We start from the raw sequence: 20,608 nt of genomic DNA, 5'->3' as shown, positions 1-20,608 counted from the left end.
GTAAAACAAATTTACATATAGCTACATTTGTGACGAAGAGTATTAACAATTATTATTTTATTGAAACCGAGTTTTAATCCATTAGCTTATAAAATATACCTAAGGTTGGGTGCTTTGTTTATCGCCGCGTTAGTAGCAAGCAATTTAATATTTAAAAAGTTTTTTTACTGGGATTTTTTTGGTTGGCATACCTTTGAAATATCAGTAGGAGTTTTACCCTATCCCGTCACTTTTTTAATAACCGATTTAATTAGTGAGATCTACGGTAAAAAGAAGGCCAACCAAGTAGTAATTTCGGGGATGTTTGCATCGGTATTTTCACTTTTAATTATCTTTACGGCTAGCGTCGTTCCGGCGACCCAGTGGTCGCCTATAGATGATGATTTATTTCAAAAGGTATTTGGAGCCACAACCTTAGCCGTTTTTGCCTCTATGAGCGCCTATTTAATTGCCCAATTGGTAGATATACAGCTATACCATTTCTGGAAAAGAAAAACGAAGGGCAAACATCTTTGGTTACGAAACAATTTTTCAACTTTTTTTTCTCAATTTATCGATACTTTTACGGTTGTATTTTTGCTCTGCGTTTTTAAAGAAATATCTTGGGAACTTTTTGGCGGCCTCCTAGTCAGTGGATTTTTGTTCAAAGTTCTTATAGCTGCTATTGACACCCCATTTTTATACTTAGGTGTATACCTTTTTAGAAAAAAATTTAAATTAAAACCCCAACAAGAATTAAATATAGATTATATATGAAAAAAGCAATAAAAATTTTCGCGATCACCATAGGTGTTTTACTTATTTTAATTCTGCTTGCCCCGATAATCTTTAAGGGACCTATTGAAAGGGCTATAAAAAAATCAGTAAATAACAATTTAACTGCACAAGTTAATTGGGAAAAACTAGACCTTAGTTTATACAGAGACTTTCCTAATGCGCACGTACAATTGCAAAATTTAAGCGTAATTAACCAAGAACCATTTGACGGTGATACCTTAGCAGCGGTAAAAAGCATCGGGTTAAGTATGGGTATTATGCAGTTATTTGCTTCAGGAGAAAACCCTATTAGCATCACTCAATTCACCGCAGACCAAGCCTTCATTAATATAAAAGTAGATAGCTTAGGACGTGCTAATTATGATATCGCTAAACCGAGCCAAACAAATTCAAAGACAGACACAAATAATAATCAGGCGTTGAGCTTAGACCTACAAAATTACAGTATCAACCAGTCAATCATCTCATACTTAGACGAATCTAGCAATATTTTGTTTCGTCTAGAAGAGTTTAACCACACGGGGTCGGGAGATTTTAAAAATGATATCACCAATTTAGACACTCAAACCAATACTTTAATTTCTTTAGAGCTCGATAAGGAGAAATATCTAGACAAAAATAAACTCGCACTTGATGCCCTATTTAAATTAGATCTAGCCAAGCAGCGCTATAGCTTCCTCGAAAATGAAGCTTTAATAAATCAACTACCACTTTCATTTGACGGGTTTTTCCAGGTAAACGATAAGGATAGTGAAATTGATCTCACTTTTAAAACACCTACCTCTGATTTTAAGAACTTTTTAGCCGTAATTCCTGAAAGCTATGCAAAAAACCTTGATCAAGTAAAAACTACTGGAGACTTCTCTATTAACGGAGAAATTAAAGGAATAATAAACGATGAACTTATACCCCAAATAGATATTCGGGTTGCTAGTGATAACGCATCGTTTAAATATCCTGACTTACCAAAGGGTGTTGATGATATAAGCATTACCGCCAATTTAAAAAATGACACCGGTAAATTAGACGACACCTACTTAAATCTTGAAAAATTAAATTTTAGAATAGATCAGGATCGGTTTGCTGCATCGGGTACATTCAAAAACATTATGACCAATATGTTGGTGAACACACAATTGGCAGGAAAAATAAATTTAGCCAATATCGAGAAGGCCTACCCAATCGAACTAGAACAAAAGCTTAACGGACTAGTAGAAACTGATTTAAGTTTAGCTTTTGCTATGAACGATATAGAGAAAGAGCATTATGAAAATATAAAAAGTAAAGGAAAGCTGCTATTGCAAAATTTTGAGTACTCTTCTCCTGAGCTTCCCAATAAAATCGCCATAAAAAAAGCGGGTATAAATTTTAACCCAGGGATTGTAAACTTAAATGAATTAGAATTAACTACTGGTAAAACCGATTTAAACGCCAAAGGTAAAATTGAAAATTTATTAGGTTTCCTATTTACCAATCAGCAATTAAAAGGAGATTTTACAATAGCCTCTAACAATTTTGTGCTCGAAGATTTTAAGCTTCCTGAAAATAAATCCGTAAAAGAAGAAGAAAAACAAGCCGCCCCAACCCGTGTTAACAAAACGCAAGATGCCATAAAAATACCTTCTTTTTTAGATGCTAACCTTAATTTCACAGTCAACAATTTAGTTTATGACAATTTAAAATTAAAAAACGTAAACGGGTCTTTAAACATAAAGGACGAGAAAGCCGAACTTAAACAGGTTAAGGCCTCTATTTTTGGTGGGCAGATTAACCTTGGCGGGAGTGTTTCTACCCAAGCCGATACACCGGCGTTTGATATGGATATTCAATTAGAGAGAATAGGTATAGCCGAGTCTTTTGCTGGTTTAGAATTGTTTAAACAATTCGCTCCTATTGTTCAGGCCTTGGAAGGAACTTTAACTACTCAATTAAAATTAAATGGTGCACTTACAAGTGATTTTACGCCTATTTTAAGCAGCCTTGACGGAAGTGCTTTAGCGCAAATTTTACAAGCGCAAGTTCAAGAAAGCAATTTGCCCTTACTATCAAAATTAAACGCTAGACTAGACTTTTTAGATTTCACAAAACTAAACTTAAACAATTTAACCACACAATTTGAGTTTAACAATGGTCAAGTATTGGTAAAACCCTTTGAATTAAAACTAAAAGATATACTTATAAAAGCACAGGGAACTCACAGTTTGAGCAATGAAATGAATTATCAATTACAAATTGATTTGCCTGCGAAATACCTAGGTAAGGAAATCGCTGGTGGACTAGCCTCTTTAACCGAACATAATTTAAACGAAACCAAAGTAAAACTTCCAGTTCAAATAGGGGGTAGTTTTACCTCTCCAAAAGTTCAGGTAGAAACTAAAACTGCTGTTAAGAACTTAAGTCAGCAAATTATAGATGCTAAGAAAGATGATGTAATCAACGAAGCGAAAGATAAAATTACAGATCTAATTAAGGGGAATCAAAAAGAAAAAGACAGCACAAACAGCTCGCAAACCTCGCCAGAAAAAACAAAAGAGGAGGAAATTAAAGAAAAAGCTGGCGATTTAATAAAAGACATATTAAAGGGTAAGAAAAAGAAAAATAATCAAGAGAATTAAAATTCTTTTATTAAATTACGCTGTTCTAGGCCAATAAATTATGAGACAGTTAAAAATAACCAAGCAGCTTACCAATAGAGAATCTGTTTCTCTAGACAAGTATTTGCAAGATATTAGTAAAGTAGACTTAATCACGGCCGAAGAAGAAGTAGAACTAGCACAACGCATTAAACAAGGTGACCAAGCTGCCCTTGAAAAATTAACAACAGCCAACCTAAGATTTGTAGTATCGGTAGCGAAGCAATATCAAAATCAAGGTCTTACGCTACCAGATTTAATTAATGAAGGTAATTTAGGTCTCGTAAAGGCCGCTAAGCGATTTGATGAGACCCGTGGTTTCAAGTTTATATCATACGCAGTTTGGTGGATTAGGCAATCTATTTTGCAGGCACTCGCCGAGCAATCGCGTATTGTGCGCTTACCTCTAAATAAAATAGGAACCTTAAATAAGATTAATAAAGCTTATGCCCAGTTAGAACAAAACAATCAGCGGCCTCCTACCCCCGAAGAAATAGCAAAGGAACTGGATTTAAATATCGCAATGGTAAAACAGGCCTTAGAAAATTCTGGCAAACATCTTTCTATGGATGCACCACTAAAAGATGGTGAAACCTCTAGCCTATACGACGTGGTGAACCACGAAGAATCACCTTTTCCCGATCAAAACCTAATGCAAGATTCTTTAAGTATAGAAATCGCACGGGTATTAGAAACCTTACCACCTAGAGAAGCTGATATTTTAAAACTTTTTTTTGGATTAAACGGTCAGCGCCCAATGTCTCTAGAAGAAATCGGTGAAATTTTTGATTTAACTCGAGAAAGAGTTAGGCAAATTAGAGAAAAAGCAATACGAAAATTAAAAGATAGCTCTAAGAACAAAATGCTTAAAAACTATTTGGGTTGAAATCATACCAAATCATAATTGACTAAATGATTTAAACAAGTAAATTCCTCAAACAAAATCCAATCACCTCCTAATTAGTAGTAACCTAATCCCCACAAATAGCGAAAATTGCATCAAAATTTATTCATTAATTTTACGTGTTTCTATTTGTTTATCACTTTTTATTTTTATCTTTGCAGCCTGGTAACTGAAAAAGTACCGCCATATTGAATAAAAAAATTTAAACTATCTTATATGCTAATTGTAAAAGTAAAAGACGGAGAAAAAATTGAGCGTGCGTTAAAGCGTTTAAAAAGAAAATATCGTGACACCAAAACCCTTCAAATATTAAGGGATAATAAGTATTATACTAAGCCTTCTATTGCTAAGCGAAAGCAACTGCAAAAAGCGGCTTACATCCAGCATTTGAGAGATCAAGAAGATATATAAACAGATATTTATCCGTTTTTTAAGTATAACTAAGCGTTCTTTGTAGAAAAGAACGCTTTTTCTGTTGAATATCCTTTTTAAACTTCCAAACTCACATAAAGGCCTTCATTGCTTCGCACGTTAAAAACAGTATAATCTTCAAATATTAAATACTGCCCTTTAATTCCCACCAGTTTACCAGTGAAATGCTGTTTCTTTTCTAAGTTTAAACTTTTTAATTTCTTTGGATACGCCAATACCGGAAATTTAATATTTGTTTCAGTTTTAGCATCTAAAAAATAAGGAAGTACTTCTTGAGGTAAATACTGCTTTAATTGATCTCTAGTTACTTCTAAATTAACATCTTCGATTTCATTTTTAAGCATGGTTCGCCAATTCGTCTTGTCGGCCACATGTTCTTTTAAAGCCACTTCAGCGATTCCTGCCAGATATCGGTTGGGCACCTCTAGAATTTCTAAAGCTTCATGTGCGCCCTGATCAATCCACCGTGTAGGTACTTGAGTTTTTCTAGTGACTCCCACTTTTACATTTGAGGAATTTGCCAAATAAACGATATGAGGCTGTAGCTGCACTTTTTTCTCGTATTCCAAATCTCGATCTTCTTCATCTAAATGCGCTTTACTGAGTTCTGGTTTCATTATCCAATCTCCTGCTTGAGGTATGGCATAAAAACAGTCATAACAAAAACCTTGTCTAAATATTTTTTTGTCTTTACCACAATTTAAGCATTCATATTTAAGAAATTGCAGTTGAATTTCTCGGTTTAAAAATTCATTAAAGTGAACTAAATCAACCCCCAAATTCATATAATAATGAACCTGATCTCTTAAATGAGTAGGCATTTTTTGTAGTACCCCTTCAAATCTTAGCATAGTATTTTAATTTAGTATGTTCATTGTTTCGTATAAAATCCTATTTTTACAACACGATACAAAAGACACGTTGCATGGCCTTTCCCATTGTAAATTCTATAGCTTCATGGTTTTTAAAAAAAAGAATTCACCAGATGGAGCTTTTTTTAAAATATCCTAATGAAGTACAACACGAGCTTTTAAGCCATCTTGTACAAAAGTCTAAAAATACAGTTTTAGGGGAACAATATGGGTTTAATGAAATAGAAAACTATGAAACATTTAAAGAGCGTATTCCTATTATTACTTATGAAGAATTCGAGCCTTTAATTGAGCGAAGTAGACGAGGTGAGAACAATCTATTTTGGCCTACTCCTATAAAATGGTTTGCAAAATCTAGTGGTACTACTAACGCAAAAAGCAAGTTTATTCCTGTGAGCTCAGAATCTTTAGAAGATTGTCATTATGCAGGAAGTAAAGATCTATTGTGTCTATATCTTAACAACAATCCGAACTCTAAACTATTTACAGGAAAAAGTCTACGCTTAGGCGGAAGTAAAGAACTGTACAAAGAAAACGGCACTTCATTTGGTGATTTATCGGCGATTTTAATAGACAATATGCCTTTTTGGGCGTCATACAGCTCAACACCTAATAATGAAATTTCTTTAATGAGTAATTTTGAAGCCAAAATGTTGGCTACAGTCAAAAGCACAATAAAAGAAAATGTAACAAGTTTAGCAGGCGTTCCCTCTTGGATGCTGGTTTTACTTAATCGTGTTTTGTCTTATAAAGATGAAACCAATTTAATCAATATTTGGCCTGATCTAGAAGTTTATTTTCACGGCGGTGTAAGTTTTGAACCCTACATGCAACAATACCAAAGCATAATACCAAGAGACCAATTCAGGTATTATGAAATTTACAATGCTTCTGAAGGTTTCTTTGCGGTACAAGATCAAAATCAATCTAAAGAGTTACTATTGATGCTAGATTATGGCATCTTTTATGAGTTTATACCTATGGAGACATATGGTACAGCAAACGAGAAAATTATTCCGCTTGACGGGGTTGAACTAAACAAGAACTATGCGGTGGTAATTACCACCAATGCTGGTTTATGGCGCTATAAAGTAGGAGACACGGTAAGATTCACATCCCTTTCCCCCTACCGAATAAAAGTGACCGGCCGTACAAAGCATCATATTAATGTTTTTGGTGAAGAGTTAATTATAGAAAATGCAGAGACAGCATTAAAGCGCGTTTGCCAAGAATTACATTGCGAAATTGTAGATTATACCGCTGGCCCTGTATTTATGAAAGGTAAAGATCAAGGGGCCCATGAGTGGATTATTGAATTTAATAAATTACCAGATAGTTTAACCAATTTTAAAGCTAAATTAGACTTAGAATTACAACGTCTAAACAGCGATTATGAAGCTAAGCGGAAAAATAATGTTACACTGAATCCACTTGTTTTACACGCGGCTAAACCAAAGCTTTTTTACGCTTGGAGTAAGCAGCACAATAAATTAGGGGGCCAGCATAAAATACCAAGATTATCAAACAAACGTGATTATATCGAGGAGCTTTTACGTATAAACGATAGTTTGTAAAAACAAAATATCACTGATTTGAAGCCATAAGCAAAATTTGATTTTCGAATTAGCTATATAAAAACACTTTTTTTATTAAAATTTAAATTTTTGAATAAAAAAATCAGCTGTAATCATAACTACAGCTGATTTTTTAAACTAATTTTCTCTTCGTTTTTTCAAATTCCCCTTTAGCTATAGAGGTAAGGTCCGTAAACTACCCTTACCAGTTGGCCGTAACGCTATCCGCGGCAGCAATAGTTTTATCTAAATCTGCATAAGTTAGGGCATCGGTTATAAACCAAGTCTCAAAAGCACTTGGAGCAATATAAACCCCTTCGTCAAGCATGCCGTGAAAAAACTTTTTAAAGTTCTCATTATTAGCTTTAGCAGCGGAATCAAAATCTACTACTGGTTCTTTTGAAAAGTGAACTGAAAGCATAGAGCCAAATTGATTGATTGTGAAATCAATATGGTTTTGCTCTAGCACTTTAAATAAACCATCTCGTAAATATTCTGTTTTTTCATCAAGACGTTTAAATACTTCTGGTTCGTTTTTTAAGCTTTGTAACATAGCTAAACCAGCAGACATAGCTAATGGATTTCCACTCAAAGTGCCAGCTTGATAAACGCTACCTAAGGGAGCTAAGTGATTCATTATTTCCTGTCTTGCTGCAAATGCACCAACAGGCAAACCACCGCCAATTACCTTACCAAAGGTAACGATATCTGCAGAGATGTTTTTTCTTTCTTGCACCCCCCCAGCCGATAATCTAAAGCCAGTCATCACCTCATCAAAAATCAATAAGATATTGTTATCGTCACACAAACTGCGTAAGCCTTCTAGAAAACCTTCTTGAGGAGGAATACACCCCATATTACCAGCAACTGGTTCTAAAATAATACAAGCAATCTCATTTTTATTAGCGTTGATTAAAGCTTCAACGCTATCTAAATTATTATAAGTGGCTAAAAGCGTATCTTTTGCTGTGCCTTGGGTTACCCCAGGACTATTAGGACTACCGAATGTTACCGCACCACTACCGGCTTGTATCAAAAAAGAATCGCTATGCCCGTGATAACAACCCGCAAATTTTATAATTTTATCTTTCTTGGTAAATCCGCGTGCAAGACGTACGGCGCTCATACACGCCTCTGTACCACTATTTACCATTCTTATTTGATCTATACCGGGAACCATTTCTACTGCCAATTTAGCAATCTCAGTTTCGATCTCTGTTGGCGTACCAAAACTAGTTCCTTTTTTTGTGCGCTCAATTACTGCGTTTACCACTGGAGGATACGCATGACCTAAGATCATAGGACCCCAAGAATTTATATAATCTATGAGTTCATTTCCATCTTCGTCATATAAATAAGCTCCCTTGGCTTCCTTGATAAAAATAGGATCTCCTCCAACAGCATTAAAAGCACGAACGGGAGAATTTACCCCGCCAGGTATGTACTTTTTAGCTTCAGCAAATAATGCACTACTACGTTTATACATGAAATTTTATTGTTTTACAGTGATTTTACATAAAGTTTTTGACCAATACTCAAATGATTGTCTTTTAATTTATTTAAAGCCTTCAGTTCATCTACGCTCAAATCATATCGCTTTGCGATGGTATACAAGGTGTCCCCTTTTTGAACGGTGTAACGTATACTGGTATGATCTGCTCGAACGGCTTTTCTACGATTGCCTTTGCGGCTTCCATTACCAAGAACATGGTCGTCATATTGGTGTAATTGGTAACGCTCTATAATACTAATAAGCTTTTGCGGGTATCTAGGATCTGTAGCATATCCCGCTTTTTTTAGGCCGTGTGCCCAACCTTTATAATCATCTTTATCCAAGTCAAACAAAAAAGCATAGCGCTTTCTTTCTTTCAAAAACAAACTATGGTCTCTAAAACTATATTTAGGATCTTTATATTTTCTAAAACACTCTTGTAAAGCATCATCATCGTGGTATGCTTTTTCTCCTTGCCATCCGTTGCATTTTATGCCAAAATGATTATTGCTTTTTAGCGTGAGTTCTCCATTGCCTGCAGAAGACTCTAAAATACCCTGGGCCAAAGTAATACTAGCAGGAATACCATAAAGTGCCATTTCATCTTTAGCTATTTGTGCGTAATCATAAACATAACGCTCATTATTATCTTTAAAAACCGGTTTTTGGCTTGTAGGTTTTTTGTAGTTAGGCAGCTTTTTGGTTGTCTGATTTCGGCTTACACTTTGATCTATTTCTTTTTTAGAAACTACTTCTTGAGTCGAATTTTTACGCGAATTGTTTACACTTTTTTTTTGCGTTCCGCAAGAACTTAAAATTACAGCCACAGCAATAAGCAGCTTAATGTGAATTGATTTTGTCATTGTAATTGGCTTAATCCTTTTTGTTTTAATTTTACGTTCATTCCATAAATACCTTGCAAACCTCCAGTATGCAGCGCTAAAATACGGGTATTTTTAGAAAAATAATTGTTTTTGATTAAATCTAAAAGTCCATACATCATTTTACCAGTATACACAGGGTCTAAAGCAAGTTGATAATCTTGCTTGAAAGTATTAATAAATGAAATAAGTTCTTCATTTACCTTAGCATAACCCCCAAAATGATAATTTAGTATAAGTTGCCAATTATCTTTTTTAACAAACCGTTGTATTTCTGCTCTTAAAAAATCTCCGCGCAGAGCAGGGAAACCTAATACTTGTTGACTTTCAAACGAGGAGTTAATTACTCCGCTTATGGTTCCGCCAGTACCTACGGCAACGGCCACATAATCAAAATGTATATCTGTGGGTGTTAAAATTTCTTCGCATCCTTGAACCGCTAATTCATTGGTACCGCCTTCAGGAATTAGATAAAATGAACCAAATTTTTGTTCTAACTTCTCTAAATAATCATTTTCATTTTTATTACGGTAATCCTGCCGCGAAATAAAATATAGTTGCATCCCTAAGTTTACCGCCTGTCTTAGAGTACTATTACTTTCAAGAGTTTTAGGTAAATTTCCATTACCCAATTCTTCTCCGCGTATTATCCCAATACTTTTAAAACCAAGTTCATTCGCAGCCGCAGCAGTGGCCAGAATATGATTTGAAAAAGCACCGCCAAAAGTGACCAACTGCGTGTGACCTTCTTTTTGCGCCCTTTTCAAATTATACTTTAATTTTCTAAACTTATTTCCAGAAACAAGTGGGTGCAGTAGGTCCTCGCGTTTTATATAGAGTTCCACTTTTCGTTTTTCATCTTTAAAGACAAATTGATTTTTCGATTTTTCTTGGCAGTGTAACATTTTACAAAAATATAAAATTCGGTTAGCCTTTATACAGGTCATGAGATGAAAAACAGCCGTTATTCTTTTTATTAAATCGTTTACAAATCCGCTTTAAGCTTCAAAAGAAGCCAATAAGCATTTTACTTAATTTTACGGATCTAGTTAATGAAACAAATTAGATTTAGGCTTTGCATTCTATTTCAGTTTCAATTTAAAAAAATGTATTTTTGAGCATTATGAATATTAAGAAACGAATACCTTTAACCGAAGGGGACTACTACTTAACGCCCCAAGGGTATAAATGCTTTACAGAGCAATACCACCTCAAACGCGGGTATTGTTGCAAGAGCGGCTGTAGGCATTGCCCTTACGGATTTAATAAAAACAGAGATTAAAAAAGCAAACTCCAAATAACCATGACTTTTCAAGAAGAAATACTACAAGGAATCCCAGACGATTTACCTCCTGTAAAAACATACGACCCGAGTATTAACCATGCCCCTAAAAGGAAAGAAATTTTAAGCGAAACCGAAAAAGTTCTGGCGTTGCAAAATGCTTTACGCTATTTTGATCAAAAACATCACGCTACGCTCCTACCTGAGTTCAAACAAGAATTGGAAGATTATGGCCGAATCTACATGTATAGGTTTAGACCCAGTTATAAAATATACGCTCGTGATATAAATGAGTATCCTGGTGAGTCTACACAGGCTAAGGCCATAATGCTCATGATTCAAAATAATTTAGATCACGCGGTTGCCCAACACCCGCACGAATTAATCACTTATGGCGGTAACGGTGGGGTTTTTTCAAATTGGGCACAGTACCGATTAACGATGCAATATTTAGCCACAATGAATGATGAGCAAACGCTAGTGATGTACAGTGGGCACCCCATGGGTTTATTCCCTTCGCACAAAGAAGCTCCTCGAGTAGTGGTAACTAACGGTATGATGATACCGAACTATTCTAAACCAGATGATTGGGAGAAATTTAATGCTTTGGGCGTGACCCAATACGGGCAAATGACTGCCGGAAGCTATATGTACATAGGACCGCAAGGTATCGTTCACGGAACCACTATAACCGTTTTAAACGGATTTAGAAAGATTAAAAAATCGCCAAAAGGAGGTTTATTTGTAACTTCAGGATTAGGTGGTATGAGTGGAGCACAACCTAAGGCAGGAGATATTGCAGGCTGCGTTAGCGTTTGCGCAGAAGTAAACCCAAAAGCCACCAAAACAAGACACGAGCAAGGTTGGGTTAAAGAGGTAATAAGCGATTTAGATGAACTAGTAAAGCGTGTTAAAGATGCTTTAAAAAATAAAGAAGCGGTTTCGATAGCTTACGCTGGAAATATTGTCGAGGTATGGGAAAAATTTGATGAAGAAAATGTTCATATTGATTTGGGCAGTGACCAAACCTCTTTGCATAATCCGTGGGCCGGCGGTTATTACCCCGTAGGACTAAGCTATGAGGAGTCAAATGCAATGATGGCTAATGACCCAGACCAATTTAAAAAAGAAGTTCAACGCAGTTTAATACGGCACGCAAATGCAGTAAACAAACATACCGCCAAAGGAACTTATTTTTTTGATTATGGCAATGCTTTTTTACTTGAAGCTAGCCGCGCGGGCGCCGATATAATGGCTAAAAATGGTATTGACTTTAAATATCCCAGTTATGTACAAGATATTATGGGACCTATGTGCTTCGATTACGGATTTGGTCCTTTTAGATGGGTTTGTGCATCGGGCCAAACAGAAGATCTCGTAAAAACAGATGCTATTGCCACTCAAGTGTTAGAAAGCTTAAAGCAGGGCGCACCGGAAGAGATTCAGCAACAAATGCAAGACAACATAACTTGGATTAAAGGCGCACAAGAGAACAAATTGGTGGTAGGCTCACAAGCACGTATTTTATATGCAGATGCCGAGGGCCGTATGAAAATCGCTGAGGCCTTTAATGAAGCAATAGAAAGAGGCGAAATTGGTCCTGTCATCTTAGGTAGAGATCATCACGACGTTTCTGGAACAGATTCGCCTTATCGAGAAACCTCAAATATCTATGACGGAAGTAAATTTACGGCAGACATGGCCATTCATAACGTAATAGGTGATAGCTTTAGAGGAGCCACTTGGGTGAGTATACACAACGGTGGAGGCGTAGGCTGGGGCGAAGTAATAAATGGAGGCTTCGGTATGGTTCTTGATGGTTCTAAAGAAGCTGCAAATCGCTTAAAATCAATGTTGTTCTGGGATGTAAATAATGGCATTGCCAGAAGATCTTGGGCCAGAAATGAGGGGGCTATTTTTGCCATTAAAAGAGCTATGGAAAATGAGCCTAACCTTAAAGTAACTCTACCCCAAATGGTTGATGAAGATTTGCTGAATAATCTTTAAATACTATTAAATATGAAAGCTTTTCTAAAAATTTTGAGTTTGTTAGTGATTCTATTTGTCTTAGGGGCTTGCTCCAGTGTGCAAGTTACTACAGATTATGATCAAAAAGTGAATTTTGACCAATATCAAAGCTTTGCTTTTTACAAACCTGGTATTGACCAAGCCAAAATTTCTGATTTAGATAAAAGGCGAATTCTAAAGGCTATAGAAAAGGAACTTACAGCCAAAGGTTTACAAAAAAAGAAAAGTGCAGATTTATTGATAAGTATTTTTACGAAAACTAAAGAAAATGTAAATATCTATCAAAATAACTTTGGTTATGGCTGGGGATTTTCACCCTTTTATGGCGGCCACTGGCAAAATACCGTTTCACGAGAAACCGAGGGTACATTATTTATAGATTTGGTTGATCGAGAATCAATGGAGTTGGTTTGGCAAGGAATAGGTGAAGGGTCCCTCTCGAAAGATCGGGAAACCAAGATTGAACGTATTCAAGAAATTGTACACGAGATATTAAAAAAGTATCCGCCTGAGAAGTGAAATCAGTTTAAGTAATTAACAAACATAAAAGCTATTCTTATTTTAGAATAGCTTTTATGTTTATTTAATAATTGACACCCTTTAATCAATGGTTTTACATTTGTACTGCCTGTATTGCCAATTTGAAATACCTTGATATTTGTTAATGGTAAACTAGAAAAAATCCTTTCAAAATTAATGTGTTAAGATGTAGCTTTTCTGTTTCTTTTAAATGTGCTAATGAAAATCCCTCCAACCGCAATTGCAATAAAGCAACTAGCTGCAAACAACCAATAGTACAAATTTGGAAGGTTTGGTATATTAAAAATTTTCACCAAAGCCTGCCAAATAATTAAAATTTCGGTTAATAGAAAACCAAGCAAGTAGATCTCGTAATTTCTAAGACTTAGTTTTAATAAATTGCTTTCGTGTAATAAATAAAAAATTGCTGGCGTCCCTACGCCTAAAAATACCCAATGCAAAAAACCAATTGCTAAATTTTTAAAGTTAATTATATAACTTGCTATAAGAGGAAAGGCGGCTAACAATTGCATTAGTAGTTTTATAAAATAAAATAATAAAACTGTTTTTATTAAAATTACATTCACTTTTGATTTACTTGCAAGCAGCTTTAAGGGTTGTTTTCTAAAGAAATTCAGCAGAAACCACAAAGCCAAAAATTGAAAAACCCCTCCTATTAAAGCTATAACATAGATCGATATATTTGGTTTCAGAAACAAAATAGATATCAAAAAGCTTAAGCAAACTCCCCAATGAAAAAAGATTATAAATTTTTTAAAGTTAGCTCGTTGAATATAAATTTGTTTTTGCTCAAGCACGAATAGGAATCCGCCTATGAGCGCTAATATCATCCAAGCATTATATTGAAAATGTAAATAAAAATAAATCGCCACCCGGTACCAAGGTGAGTCTGCTCCCAGAACACTCATTATAGGACCTATGGCCCAAGGCCCAAGGCTTGAAATGACCATGTATAATAGCGCTAAGCGAATACACTTATAAGCAGAGCTTGTTTGCTTTTCTTTTGGAGCATATTTTATGAAAGCCCAATAAAACGCATAACTGCAAAATAGAAATAGTGTAGAAAAAAATATGGATACAGCAGCATAGCCTTGAAAGGGGAAACTAAGCATCATCCCGACTATACTCACCAATGTACTACTATAAATAAAAAAAAATACACGGTTAGGCACATGGCTTTCCAAATGATTCTTGTAAATTACAAGTACCAAGGCTAGGTAAATCCAACCTAAGATAGCTGTGTGTGAATGCGCATGAACCATGTGTTTAAAAACCAGCGGTAAGTCTACAAAGAATAACAAACGCAAAATCAAGCCTCCAAAAATAGCCATAAGAAACAAACCTAACGCTATGTTTACCTGGATGCCTGACTTTATTTGCATTTATAAAACTTTAAAAATCTTTCTTTTTTGCTTTACGGGCAATATTAAGCACGGGCAGTATCACCCAAATCATTAATGTTGATAGCGCGGCAAATAAGCCCAAATTAGTTCCAAAAAACTTTTGAAAAACCGCTCCTGTGTACCCTAAAAGCGCTGCAATATCTAATTTAAGTAAAATTAAAATTCTAGAAAGATCTATTGGGTTAAAAGTAGTGGCTATAAGCGTGAACTTATCTAAAGGGTAAGTTTCAAATACAATTAAAGACATTAGAAATAAACCGTCGTAAATAACAGCAAGAAAGAGCCAAAGCAATATAGCATAACTAAATCCTTTAATTTTATTCTCGTTGTATAGTGCAATATTAAATGCTAAAGCCGTAAATATAAAAGTTAACATTGCTCCCGTTATTAACAACAAACTAAAATTCCAAATTGCACTAGATTGAAATAAACCATAGAGCACAAAGGGTATACCTAAACCAAGAACTAAGCTCATTACAAGAGACAAGGCCACACCTAAGTATTGACCCAAGAAAATTGAAGAACGTTTAACAGGTTGAGCTAATAGTAACTCTGTGAATTCCTTAGAGTTGTAGTAATACATAACTCCAAAAATTGTCCCTATTAAGGGTACTAAAATTATGATTACGTTCATCAAAGTAATTACTGCTTTGGATAAATCTTGATTTAGGAATAATAGCACAAACGATAAAAGCAAATAGAACAACAAGTAAACATAACTCCATCGGCTTCTTATTAAATCGAAGAAACTGTATTTTAAAATTTTAAGCATGGTTTTTCTTTAAGAGGTGAGCAATTGCGTGTTCAAAATCGGTTTGTTGGGTTTTTTCCCTTAGTTGATGAATATTGCCTTTAAAATAAATTTTCCCTTCGAGAATAAAAACAATCTCGTCTGATATTTCTTCAACAAAACTCATGATATGTGAAGTAACCAGAATAGTTTTACCTTTTTCTTTTTCTCGCTGTATAAGTTCTTTTAGATGAAGCAACGCAATCGGATCTAAGCCTGTGGTCGGTTCATCTAAAATTATTAAAGGGCTATCAAACATAAAAGTTAAAACGATATTTACCTTTTGCTTGGTACCTCCTGATAGATTGCTTAATTTTTTATCTAGAAAAGGCTCTAAATGAAATAATTTAATCAAGTGATCTGCTTGGGCATTACCGCCACGCAAATCTTTTATCATACCTAATAACTCCTTAACACCCAAATTGCCAGGGAAGTTAGCTATTTGAGGTAAGTAATCAATATTTTTTCTGTAAAGACCATTGGCATGGGTTTTTTTACCTTGAACATAAATCTCACCTTGGTCTGGAACCACCATACCTAATATTGATTTTATTAAAGTAGTCTTTCCAGAACCATTTGGTCCTAATACGGCAAAGATTCCTTCATCGGGGATTTCTAAATCTATCCCTTTAAGCACTTTATTTTTACCGAATTTTTTATGAATATTCTTAATTTCTATCATTACTTTTTTCTCATTAAAGGGGCTTTATCTACTAAGTTATCGGGTGTAAACACTGGTGACACTTTTTCTGAAAAGTCGATTATATCAACAAATAAGCTCCTCATCAAAATAATAGTCTCGGGTGTTCTATTCACGATATAACTAAATAGTTTAACTGGTCTATACGGTACGTCCCCAAAACCGTCTTCATCTAAATCATAGCCCGTATAAGAGCTCCAGTAATTATTTAAAAATAAATTATTGTTTAATTTACTATTGTAGCTAACATCAAAAGAATTGTACAAAAAATTGTTTTCCAAAAATTTATTTTCATAGCAAGCACCACGCACCTTTACTGCCCAACCGTTATTTTTAAAAGTATTCTTTAAGTAGTTTACCCGATTTGACCCCTCTATATTTATTCCTGTTGTATTTTCTTCAAAAATATTCTCAACAATTTCGGCGTCATTAATTTCTTTAAGCAACAAACCATAAGAAGCCGTTCCCCAGTTGTACCTAAAGTGATTCGCCCTCATTTTAATCCGCTTAGAAAACATAACTGCAACACCAGCACCATTATTTTCAAAAATATTTTGTGCATAAGCATCGTCATTGCTAAACATGAAATGAAGACCATAGCGCAAATTGTCCTTACTTATATTATCTTCTATAACGCAATGGTCTGCAAATTCAAGATAAATTCCATCACGTACCTTTTGAATTAAGTTTTCCTTAATTATGATACGTTTAGAGTACCATAACTGTATACCATTACCAGAATTATGTTCTGAGACAGCATCGCCTAAAATTTTATTATTACGCACAATACCATCACTGGCTTTTTCTAAATAAATACCAAAAAAAATTTTTTCAAGTATTAAATCTTCAAGAATGAAGTTTTTTGCTTTGCTTACGCGGATAGCAGCATAGTCTTCTGTATAACTAGAACCTACGTTAATTAATTTAATTCCAGATATTCGAACGCTATCGGCAAATACATTTATAATATCGGCCTTATTAAGACCATCAATCACTGGGTAATCATAACCTTTGAGATACAGCGGCTTATCTATTATAATTTTATTTTCACGATAAGTACCTTTTTTTAAGTGAATAGTATCGCCGCTTCTAGCCTCTGCTACAGCTTTCTTAATGCTTGTAAAAGAGCAAGTTTCGCAAACCTCAATTTGAGCATAAAACGAAGTTGCTCCTGTAAAGAAAAATACTATAAATAAAATAGATTTAAAATAACCTTGTAGCATAGCTTAAGATTCAATTGATTTAATTTTGCTGCTGGTCTAGGATTTCATCCCAAGTATAGATTGCACCTCCTTTTTCTAGTTGCACCTTTTGGGCTTCTTCTCGATTAGGAAAAGCAGTAATAAATTCGCCCATAGGGCTAGGAATATTTTCAGAAATTAAGTAAACCGCAGTCTTTGCAGAGATCAACTCTGAGGGTGCTAAATAGTGATTAGTAAAAAATTGTTCTGGTGTTTCTTTACTCATCTCGTGTTTAAAATCTATTAAACACTCTAAGGCATCAAACTTATATACCTTGCCCTTATCTGTAACAATTTCTGCTCCGTGAATTTGATCGACAATCGTCATTTTACAAAAATCACAACTATCTTCTCCATAAGCGATTGGTTGCTTTTCTTTACTACAACTCACCAAAGTTATAATACTGAATATGGCGACTAATTTTTTCATTTCTTTGAGGATTTTAGCCCTATTAAATAGGCTATAAAAGTTAATAGCATACCTACGGTTAATAAAATTCCGCCTAGAGCTGGATAAGAAACCGCTGTAAAGTTAAGAATATCACGACGGCCTAGCAAGGGTGGTTTATAGCTAAACGGGTTTCCATCTGCGTCTACCACTTTAATAATCGCTTTGGGATCAAGGTTTGTACCGTAATCTATCAACCAAGCATTAAAGTCGTACATGCCTAAGATACCTAAAATCGTCATCACCACTAGCCAACCTAAAAACCATTTATGAGATACTTTAGAAAACAAACCTAAAAAGCCAATTATTACTCCTAAAACAGCCATTCCTCCTACTACCAAAGGGAAAGTTCTAAACTCCCACATATCTGCTGGAGTAGGTAACTTTTGCATACCAATATAGTGATTTAGACCGTCAATATTTTGCAAATCATACTCGGTAAAGCCCTGAAGACCATCAAGATGAATATACATTCCTAAACCGTCTGGATATTGGGGAGCTTCCAACTCTACCGTCCATAACGGATAAATAAATAAGCTAAACAATAAAGCCGAGCCTATTATCATTATAATACTTGCACTTTTCATACTCAATTTTGTTAAATTAAAAGGCAGAGACCATCGAGACTTGATAGTCTCTGCCTTCAAAAAATCAATTAAACAACAATTATTATTCTACATCTTCACCTAAAGACCACTCTAACTCAATGTCAGAATCTTTTGGCGAAACACGTATATATCCTTGCATTTCTTGATGAAGAGCAGAACAGAAATCTGTACAATAGAAAGGCCATACTCCTACTTGTTTAGGCTCCCAAACCGAAGTTTTAGTTTGACCTGGCATAATTAACAACTCAGAGTTGTTTTGTCCTATAATCGCAAATCCGTGTGGTACATCAAAATCTTGCTCTAAGTTAGTGATGTGGAAATAAACTTTATCGCCTACTTTAATTCCTTCGATATTATCTGGCGAGAAGTGACTACGTATTGTTGTCATATATACGTGTACTACATTACCTTCACGAACTACTTTAGTTTCGGCTTCGCTTTTTGCTGCAAACGGGTGTGTATTCTCACTTAACTTATAAAATTTCTTTGAATTAGGCGCTACTTTATCTGCTTTAATTGCGGCAGCGTAGTGTGGCTCCCCGTGAGTTGGGAAATCTAAAATCAATTCCATTTTCTCTCCAGAGATATCATATAACTGCGCAGAGTGCTCTAATTCTGGTCCAGTTGGTAAATAACGATCTTTAGTAATCTTGTTCATCGCAAACATATACTTACCATCTGGTTCTCTTGAGTTACCTCCTGCAATGGTTAAGTGCCCTACAGAGTAATAAGTAGGTTTTCTATCAATAACTTCCCAAGTACCTAATTTCCATTTTACAACCTCAGAAGAGATGAAGAAAGTAGTATAGGCATTTCCCTTGTCATCAAATTCGGTATGAAGAGGTCCTAGTCCTGCTTGCTCTACTTGTCCTGCTAATACATCTTCAAAACTCAAAATTGGAATACCGTAAGCTTCACCTTCAAACTTTTCATTTTTAATTGCTTCCTGCATTTTTTCAAATGAGTGAACAGTTAAGTTAGCCGATAATTTACCATTACCTACAATGTACTTACCATCTGGTGATACATCACAACCGTGAGGTGATTTAGGTGTTGGTAGTAAATAAACCGCTCCAGGAACTTCTGTAGGATCAATTACACGCACCTCTTTTTTCATAGTTGAAGTAGCGGTATGAGAATTATGATCATACACGTTATGCGCATAATTCGAAGGCATCATTTTTCCTCCACCATTGTTAATGTACTCTTCAATTTTTTTCCAGTTAACAGCTGCGATAAAATCTTTATCATTTTGCGAAGCATTTACCTCTAATAAAGTGCTGGCTTCTTCTGTATTATAGGTTGTAAAGAAGAACCAACCGTGAGAATCGCCTCGACCTGGGTGAGAAAGATCGTAATTAAATCCTGGCATTAACAATTGGAATTTTATATCCATATGCCCGGTTTCTTTTTCAACTTCTATAAAAGATAAGGCTCCTTTAAATTTACCTTTATATTCTTTTATACTAATGTCTTCCTGAGGTACGGGTACAGAAAATCTTGTTCCTGCCACCACATACTCGGTGTTTTCGGTTACAAAAGAAGAACTGTGATTCCCTGCACTATTTGGCACCTCAATAATTTCCACTGTTTCAAAAGTTTCTAAATCGATTCTCGCGATTCTAGGTGTGTTGTTTTCATTTATAAAAATCCAACGTCCGTCAGTCACCCCTTCAGTTTGTGAAATATCTGGGTGGTGCGAATCTCCCCAAGGGATAAAACCATGCGAGGTATTTAACATTGGCTTTGTCTCTTCTGAGTAGCCATAACCTGAAGTTGGAAATTGACTAAAAACAGGAATTTCTTTAAATAATCTTCCCGAAGGCAAACCATAAACGGTTAAATTTCCGCTATATCCTCCAGATATAAATGCATAATACTCGTCCTGTTCTCCAGGTGCTACGTAAACTTTTTCTGCTGCGCTGCTATTTAAAGCACCTCCAGCACTACTTTTCTTGTTGGCATTGTCACCACAACTCATCATCGCTGCGGCAGCTAAGAGC

At 35.2% G+C, this 20,608-nt stretch carries 19 protein-coding genes; 8 read left to right on the top strand and 11 right to left on the bottom strand.

What is annotated here, in order from left to right; genetic code table 11:
• Positions 1–114 precede the first annotated feature (114 nt).
• The 4 genes from ACH2AZ_RS09480 to rpsU all read left to right on the top strand — a co-directional run bounded on the left by ACH2AZ_RS09480 (position 115) and on the right by rpsU (position 4,725).
• Entirely contained in the window at positions 115–756 is a 642-nt protein-coding gene (locus ACH2AZ_RS09480) for a queuosine precursor transporter (protein ID WP_394907661.1), read from the top strand.
• Complete coding sequence (locus ACH2AZ_RS09475) at positions 753–3,392, top strand: AsmA-like C-terminal region-containing protein (protein WP_394907660.1); 2,640 nt, start codon at positions 753–755, stop codon at positions 3,390–3,392. Before ACH2AZ_RS09480 ends, ACH2AZ_RS09475 begins: the two co-directional genes overlap by 4 nt.
• Before the next feature lie 40 nt (positions 3,393–3,432).
• A complete protein-coding gene (locus ACH2AZ_RS09470) occupies positions 3,433–4,296 on the top strand; it encodes an RNA polymerase sigma factor RpoD/SigA (protein ID WP_394907659.1) in 864 nt (287 codons plus the stop codon).
• 234 nt (positions 4,297–4,530) lie between these two features.
• Positions 4,531–4,725, top strand: a complete 195-nt coding sequence (gene rpsU, locus ACH2AZ_RS09465; protein ID WP_147861194.1) for a 30S ribosomal protein S21 — start codon at positions 4,531–4,533, stop codon at positions 4,723–4,725.
• Between the two features lie 77 nt (positions 4,726–4,802).
• Here rpsU and ACH2AZ_RS09460 read toward each other — a convergent pair whose 3' ends face one another.
• Positions 4,803–5,597 (bottom strand): DUF2797 domain-containing protein, encoded by a 795-nt coding sequence (locus ACH2AZ_RS09460; RefSeq protein WP_394907658.1) that lies wholly within the window; start codon positions 5,595–5,597, stop codon positions 4,803–4,805.
• Between the two features lie 74 nt (positions 5,598–5,671).
• Between ACH2AZ_RS09460 and ACH2AZ_RS09455 the strand changes: the two genes are divergently transcribed.
• Complete coding sequence (locus tag ACH2AZ_RS09455) at positions 5,672–7,192, top strand: GH3 auxin-responsive promoter family protein (protein WP_394907657.1); 1,521 nt, start codon at positions 5,672–5,674, stop codon at positions 7,190–7,192.
• Positions 7,193–7,394: 202 nt separating this feature from the next.
• Here the strand turns inward: ACH2AZ_RS09455 and hemL are convergent, their stop codons facing one another.
• From hemL to ACH2AZ_RS09440, 3 genes are read right to left on the bottom strand one after another with little or no spacing between them, the layout of a single operon-like run.
• Entirely contained in the window at positions 7,395–8,678 is a 1,284-nt protein-coding gene (gene hemL / locus ACH2AZ_RS09450; protein ID WP_394907656.1) for a glutamate-1-semialdehyde 2,1-aminomutase, read from the bottom strand.
• Positions 8,679–8,692: 14 nt separating this feature from the next.
• Positions 8,693–9,547, bottom strand: a complete 855-nt coding sequence (locus tag ACH2AZ_RS09445) for a glucosaminidase domain-containing protein (RefSeq protein ID WP_394907655.1) — start codon at positions 9,545–9,547, stop codon at positions 8,693–8,695.
• A complete protein-coding gene (locus ACH2AZ_RS09440; RefSeq protein ID WP_394907654.1) occupies positions 9,544–10,470 on the bottom strand; it encodes a 1-aminocyclopropane-1-carboxylate deaminase/D-cysteine desulfhydrase in 927 nt (308 codons plus the stop codon). The genes ACH2AZ_RS09445 and ACH2AZ_RS09440 overlap by 4 nt, the downstream gene beginning before the upstream one ends.
• Before the next feature lie 218 nt (positions 10,471–10,688).
• Here ACH2AZ_RS09440 and ACH2AZ_RS09435 point away from each other — a divergent pair, with 218 nt between their 5' ends.
• Genes ACH2AZ_RS09435 through ACH2AZ_RS09425 form a run of 3 tightly spaced genes read left to right on the top strand, consistent with a single transcriptional unit; the run spans position 10,689 to position 13,394 of the window.
• Positions 10,689–10,847 (top strand): DUF5522 domain-containing protein, encoded by a 159-nt coding sequence (locus ACH2AZ_RS09435; RefSeq protein WP_187240747.1) that lies wholly within the window; start codon positions 10,689–10,691, stop codon positions 10,845–10,847.
• Positions 10,848–10,868: 21 nt separating this feature from the next.
• The gene (locus ACH2AZ_RS09430) at positions 10,869–12,854 is read left to right on the top strand and encodes a urocanate hydratase (protein WP_394907653.1); all 1,986 of its coding nucleotides are present in this window, start codon (positions 10,869–10,871) and stop codon (positions 12,852–12,854) included.
• A 12-nt stretch (positions 12,855–12,866) separates the two neighbouring features.
• On the top strand, positions 12,867–13,394 hold the full coding sequence (locus ACH2AZ_RS09425; RefSeq protein WP_394907652.1) for a DUF4136 domain-containing protein: 528 nt from the start codon (positions 12,867–12,869) through the stop codon (positions 13,392–13,394).
• 182 nt (positions 13,395–13,576) lie between these two features.
• On the opposite strand, the gene ACH2AZ_RS09420 is transcribed toward ACH2AZ_RS09425, so the two are convergent.
• The 7 genes from ACH2AZ_RS09420 to nosZ form a co-directional block, all read right to left on the bottom strand.
• Entirely contained in the window at positions 13,577–14,797 is a 1,221-nt protein-coding gene (locus ACH2AZ_RS09420; RefSeq protein ID WP_394907651.1) for a hypothetical protein, read from the bottom strand.
• Between the two features lie 10 nt (positions 14,798–14,807).
• On the bottom strand, positions 14,808–15,590 hold the full coding sequence (locus tag ACH2AZ_RS09415) for an ABC transporter permease (protein WP_394907650.1): 783 nt from the start codon (positions 15,588–15,590) through the stop codon (positions 14,808–14,810).
• Positions 15,583–16,290, bottom strand: coding sequence for an ABC transporter ATP-binding protein (locus tag ACH2AZ_RS09410; RefSeq protein WP_394907649.1), 708 nt, complete (start codon positions 16,288–16,290; stop codon positions 15,583–15,585). The genes ACH2AZ_RS09415 and ACH2AZ_RS09410 overlap by 8 nt, the downstream gene beginning before the upstream one ends.
• Positions 16,290–17,531, bottom strand: coding sequence for a nitrous oxide reductase family maturation protein NosD (locus tag ACH2AZ_RS09405; protein WP_394907648.1), 1,242 nt, complete (start codon positions 17,529–17,531; stop codon positions 16,290–16,292). Before ACH2AZ_RS09405 ends, ACH2AZ_RS09410 begins: the two co-directional genes overlap by 1 nt.
• 19 nt (positions 17,532–17,550) lie before the next feature.
• Positions 17,551–17,979 carry a nitrous oxide reductase accessory protein NosL gene (locus ACH2AZ_RS09400; protein ID WP_394907647.1) on the bottom strand — a complete coding sequence of 143 codons (429 nt, stop codon included), beginning with the start codon at positions 17,977–17,979 and terminating at the stop codon, positions 17,551–17,553.
• Complete coding sequence (locus ACH2AZ_RS09395) at positions 17,976–18,584, bottom strand: hypothetical protein (protein ID WP_394907646.1); 609 nt, start codon at positions 18,582–18,584, stop codon at positions 17,976–17,978. The genes ACH2AZ_RS09400 and ACH2AZ_RS09395 overlap by 4 nt, the downstream gene beginning before the upstream one ends.
• Before the next feature lie 82 nt (positions 18,585–18,666).
• Positions 18,667–20,589 (bottom strand): Sec-dependent nitrous-oxide reductase, encoded by a 1,923-nt coding sequence (gene nosZ / locus ACH2AZ_RS09390; RefSeq protein ID WP_394907697.1) that lies wholly within the window; start codon positions 20,587–20,589, stop codon positions 18,667–18,669.
• Positions 20,590–20,608 lie beyond the last annotated feature (19 nt).

It is taken from the genome of uncultured Mesonia sp. (assembly GCA_947499595.1).
Classification (GTDB): Bacteria; Bacteroidota; Bacteroidia; order Flavobacteriales; family Flavobacteriaceae; genus Mesonia; species Mesonia sediminis.
This window is presented reverse-complemented; position numbering and strand designations above follow the sequence as displayed.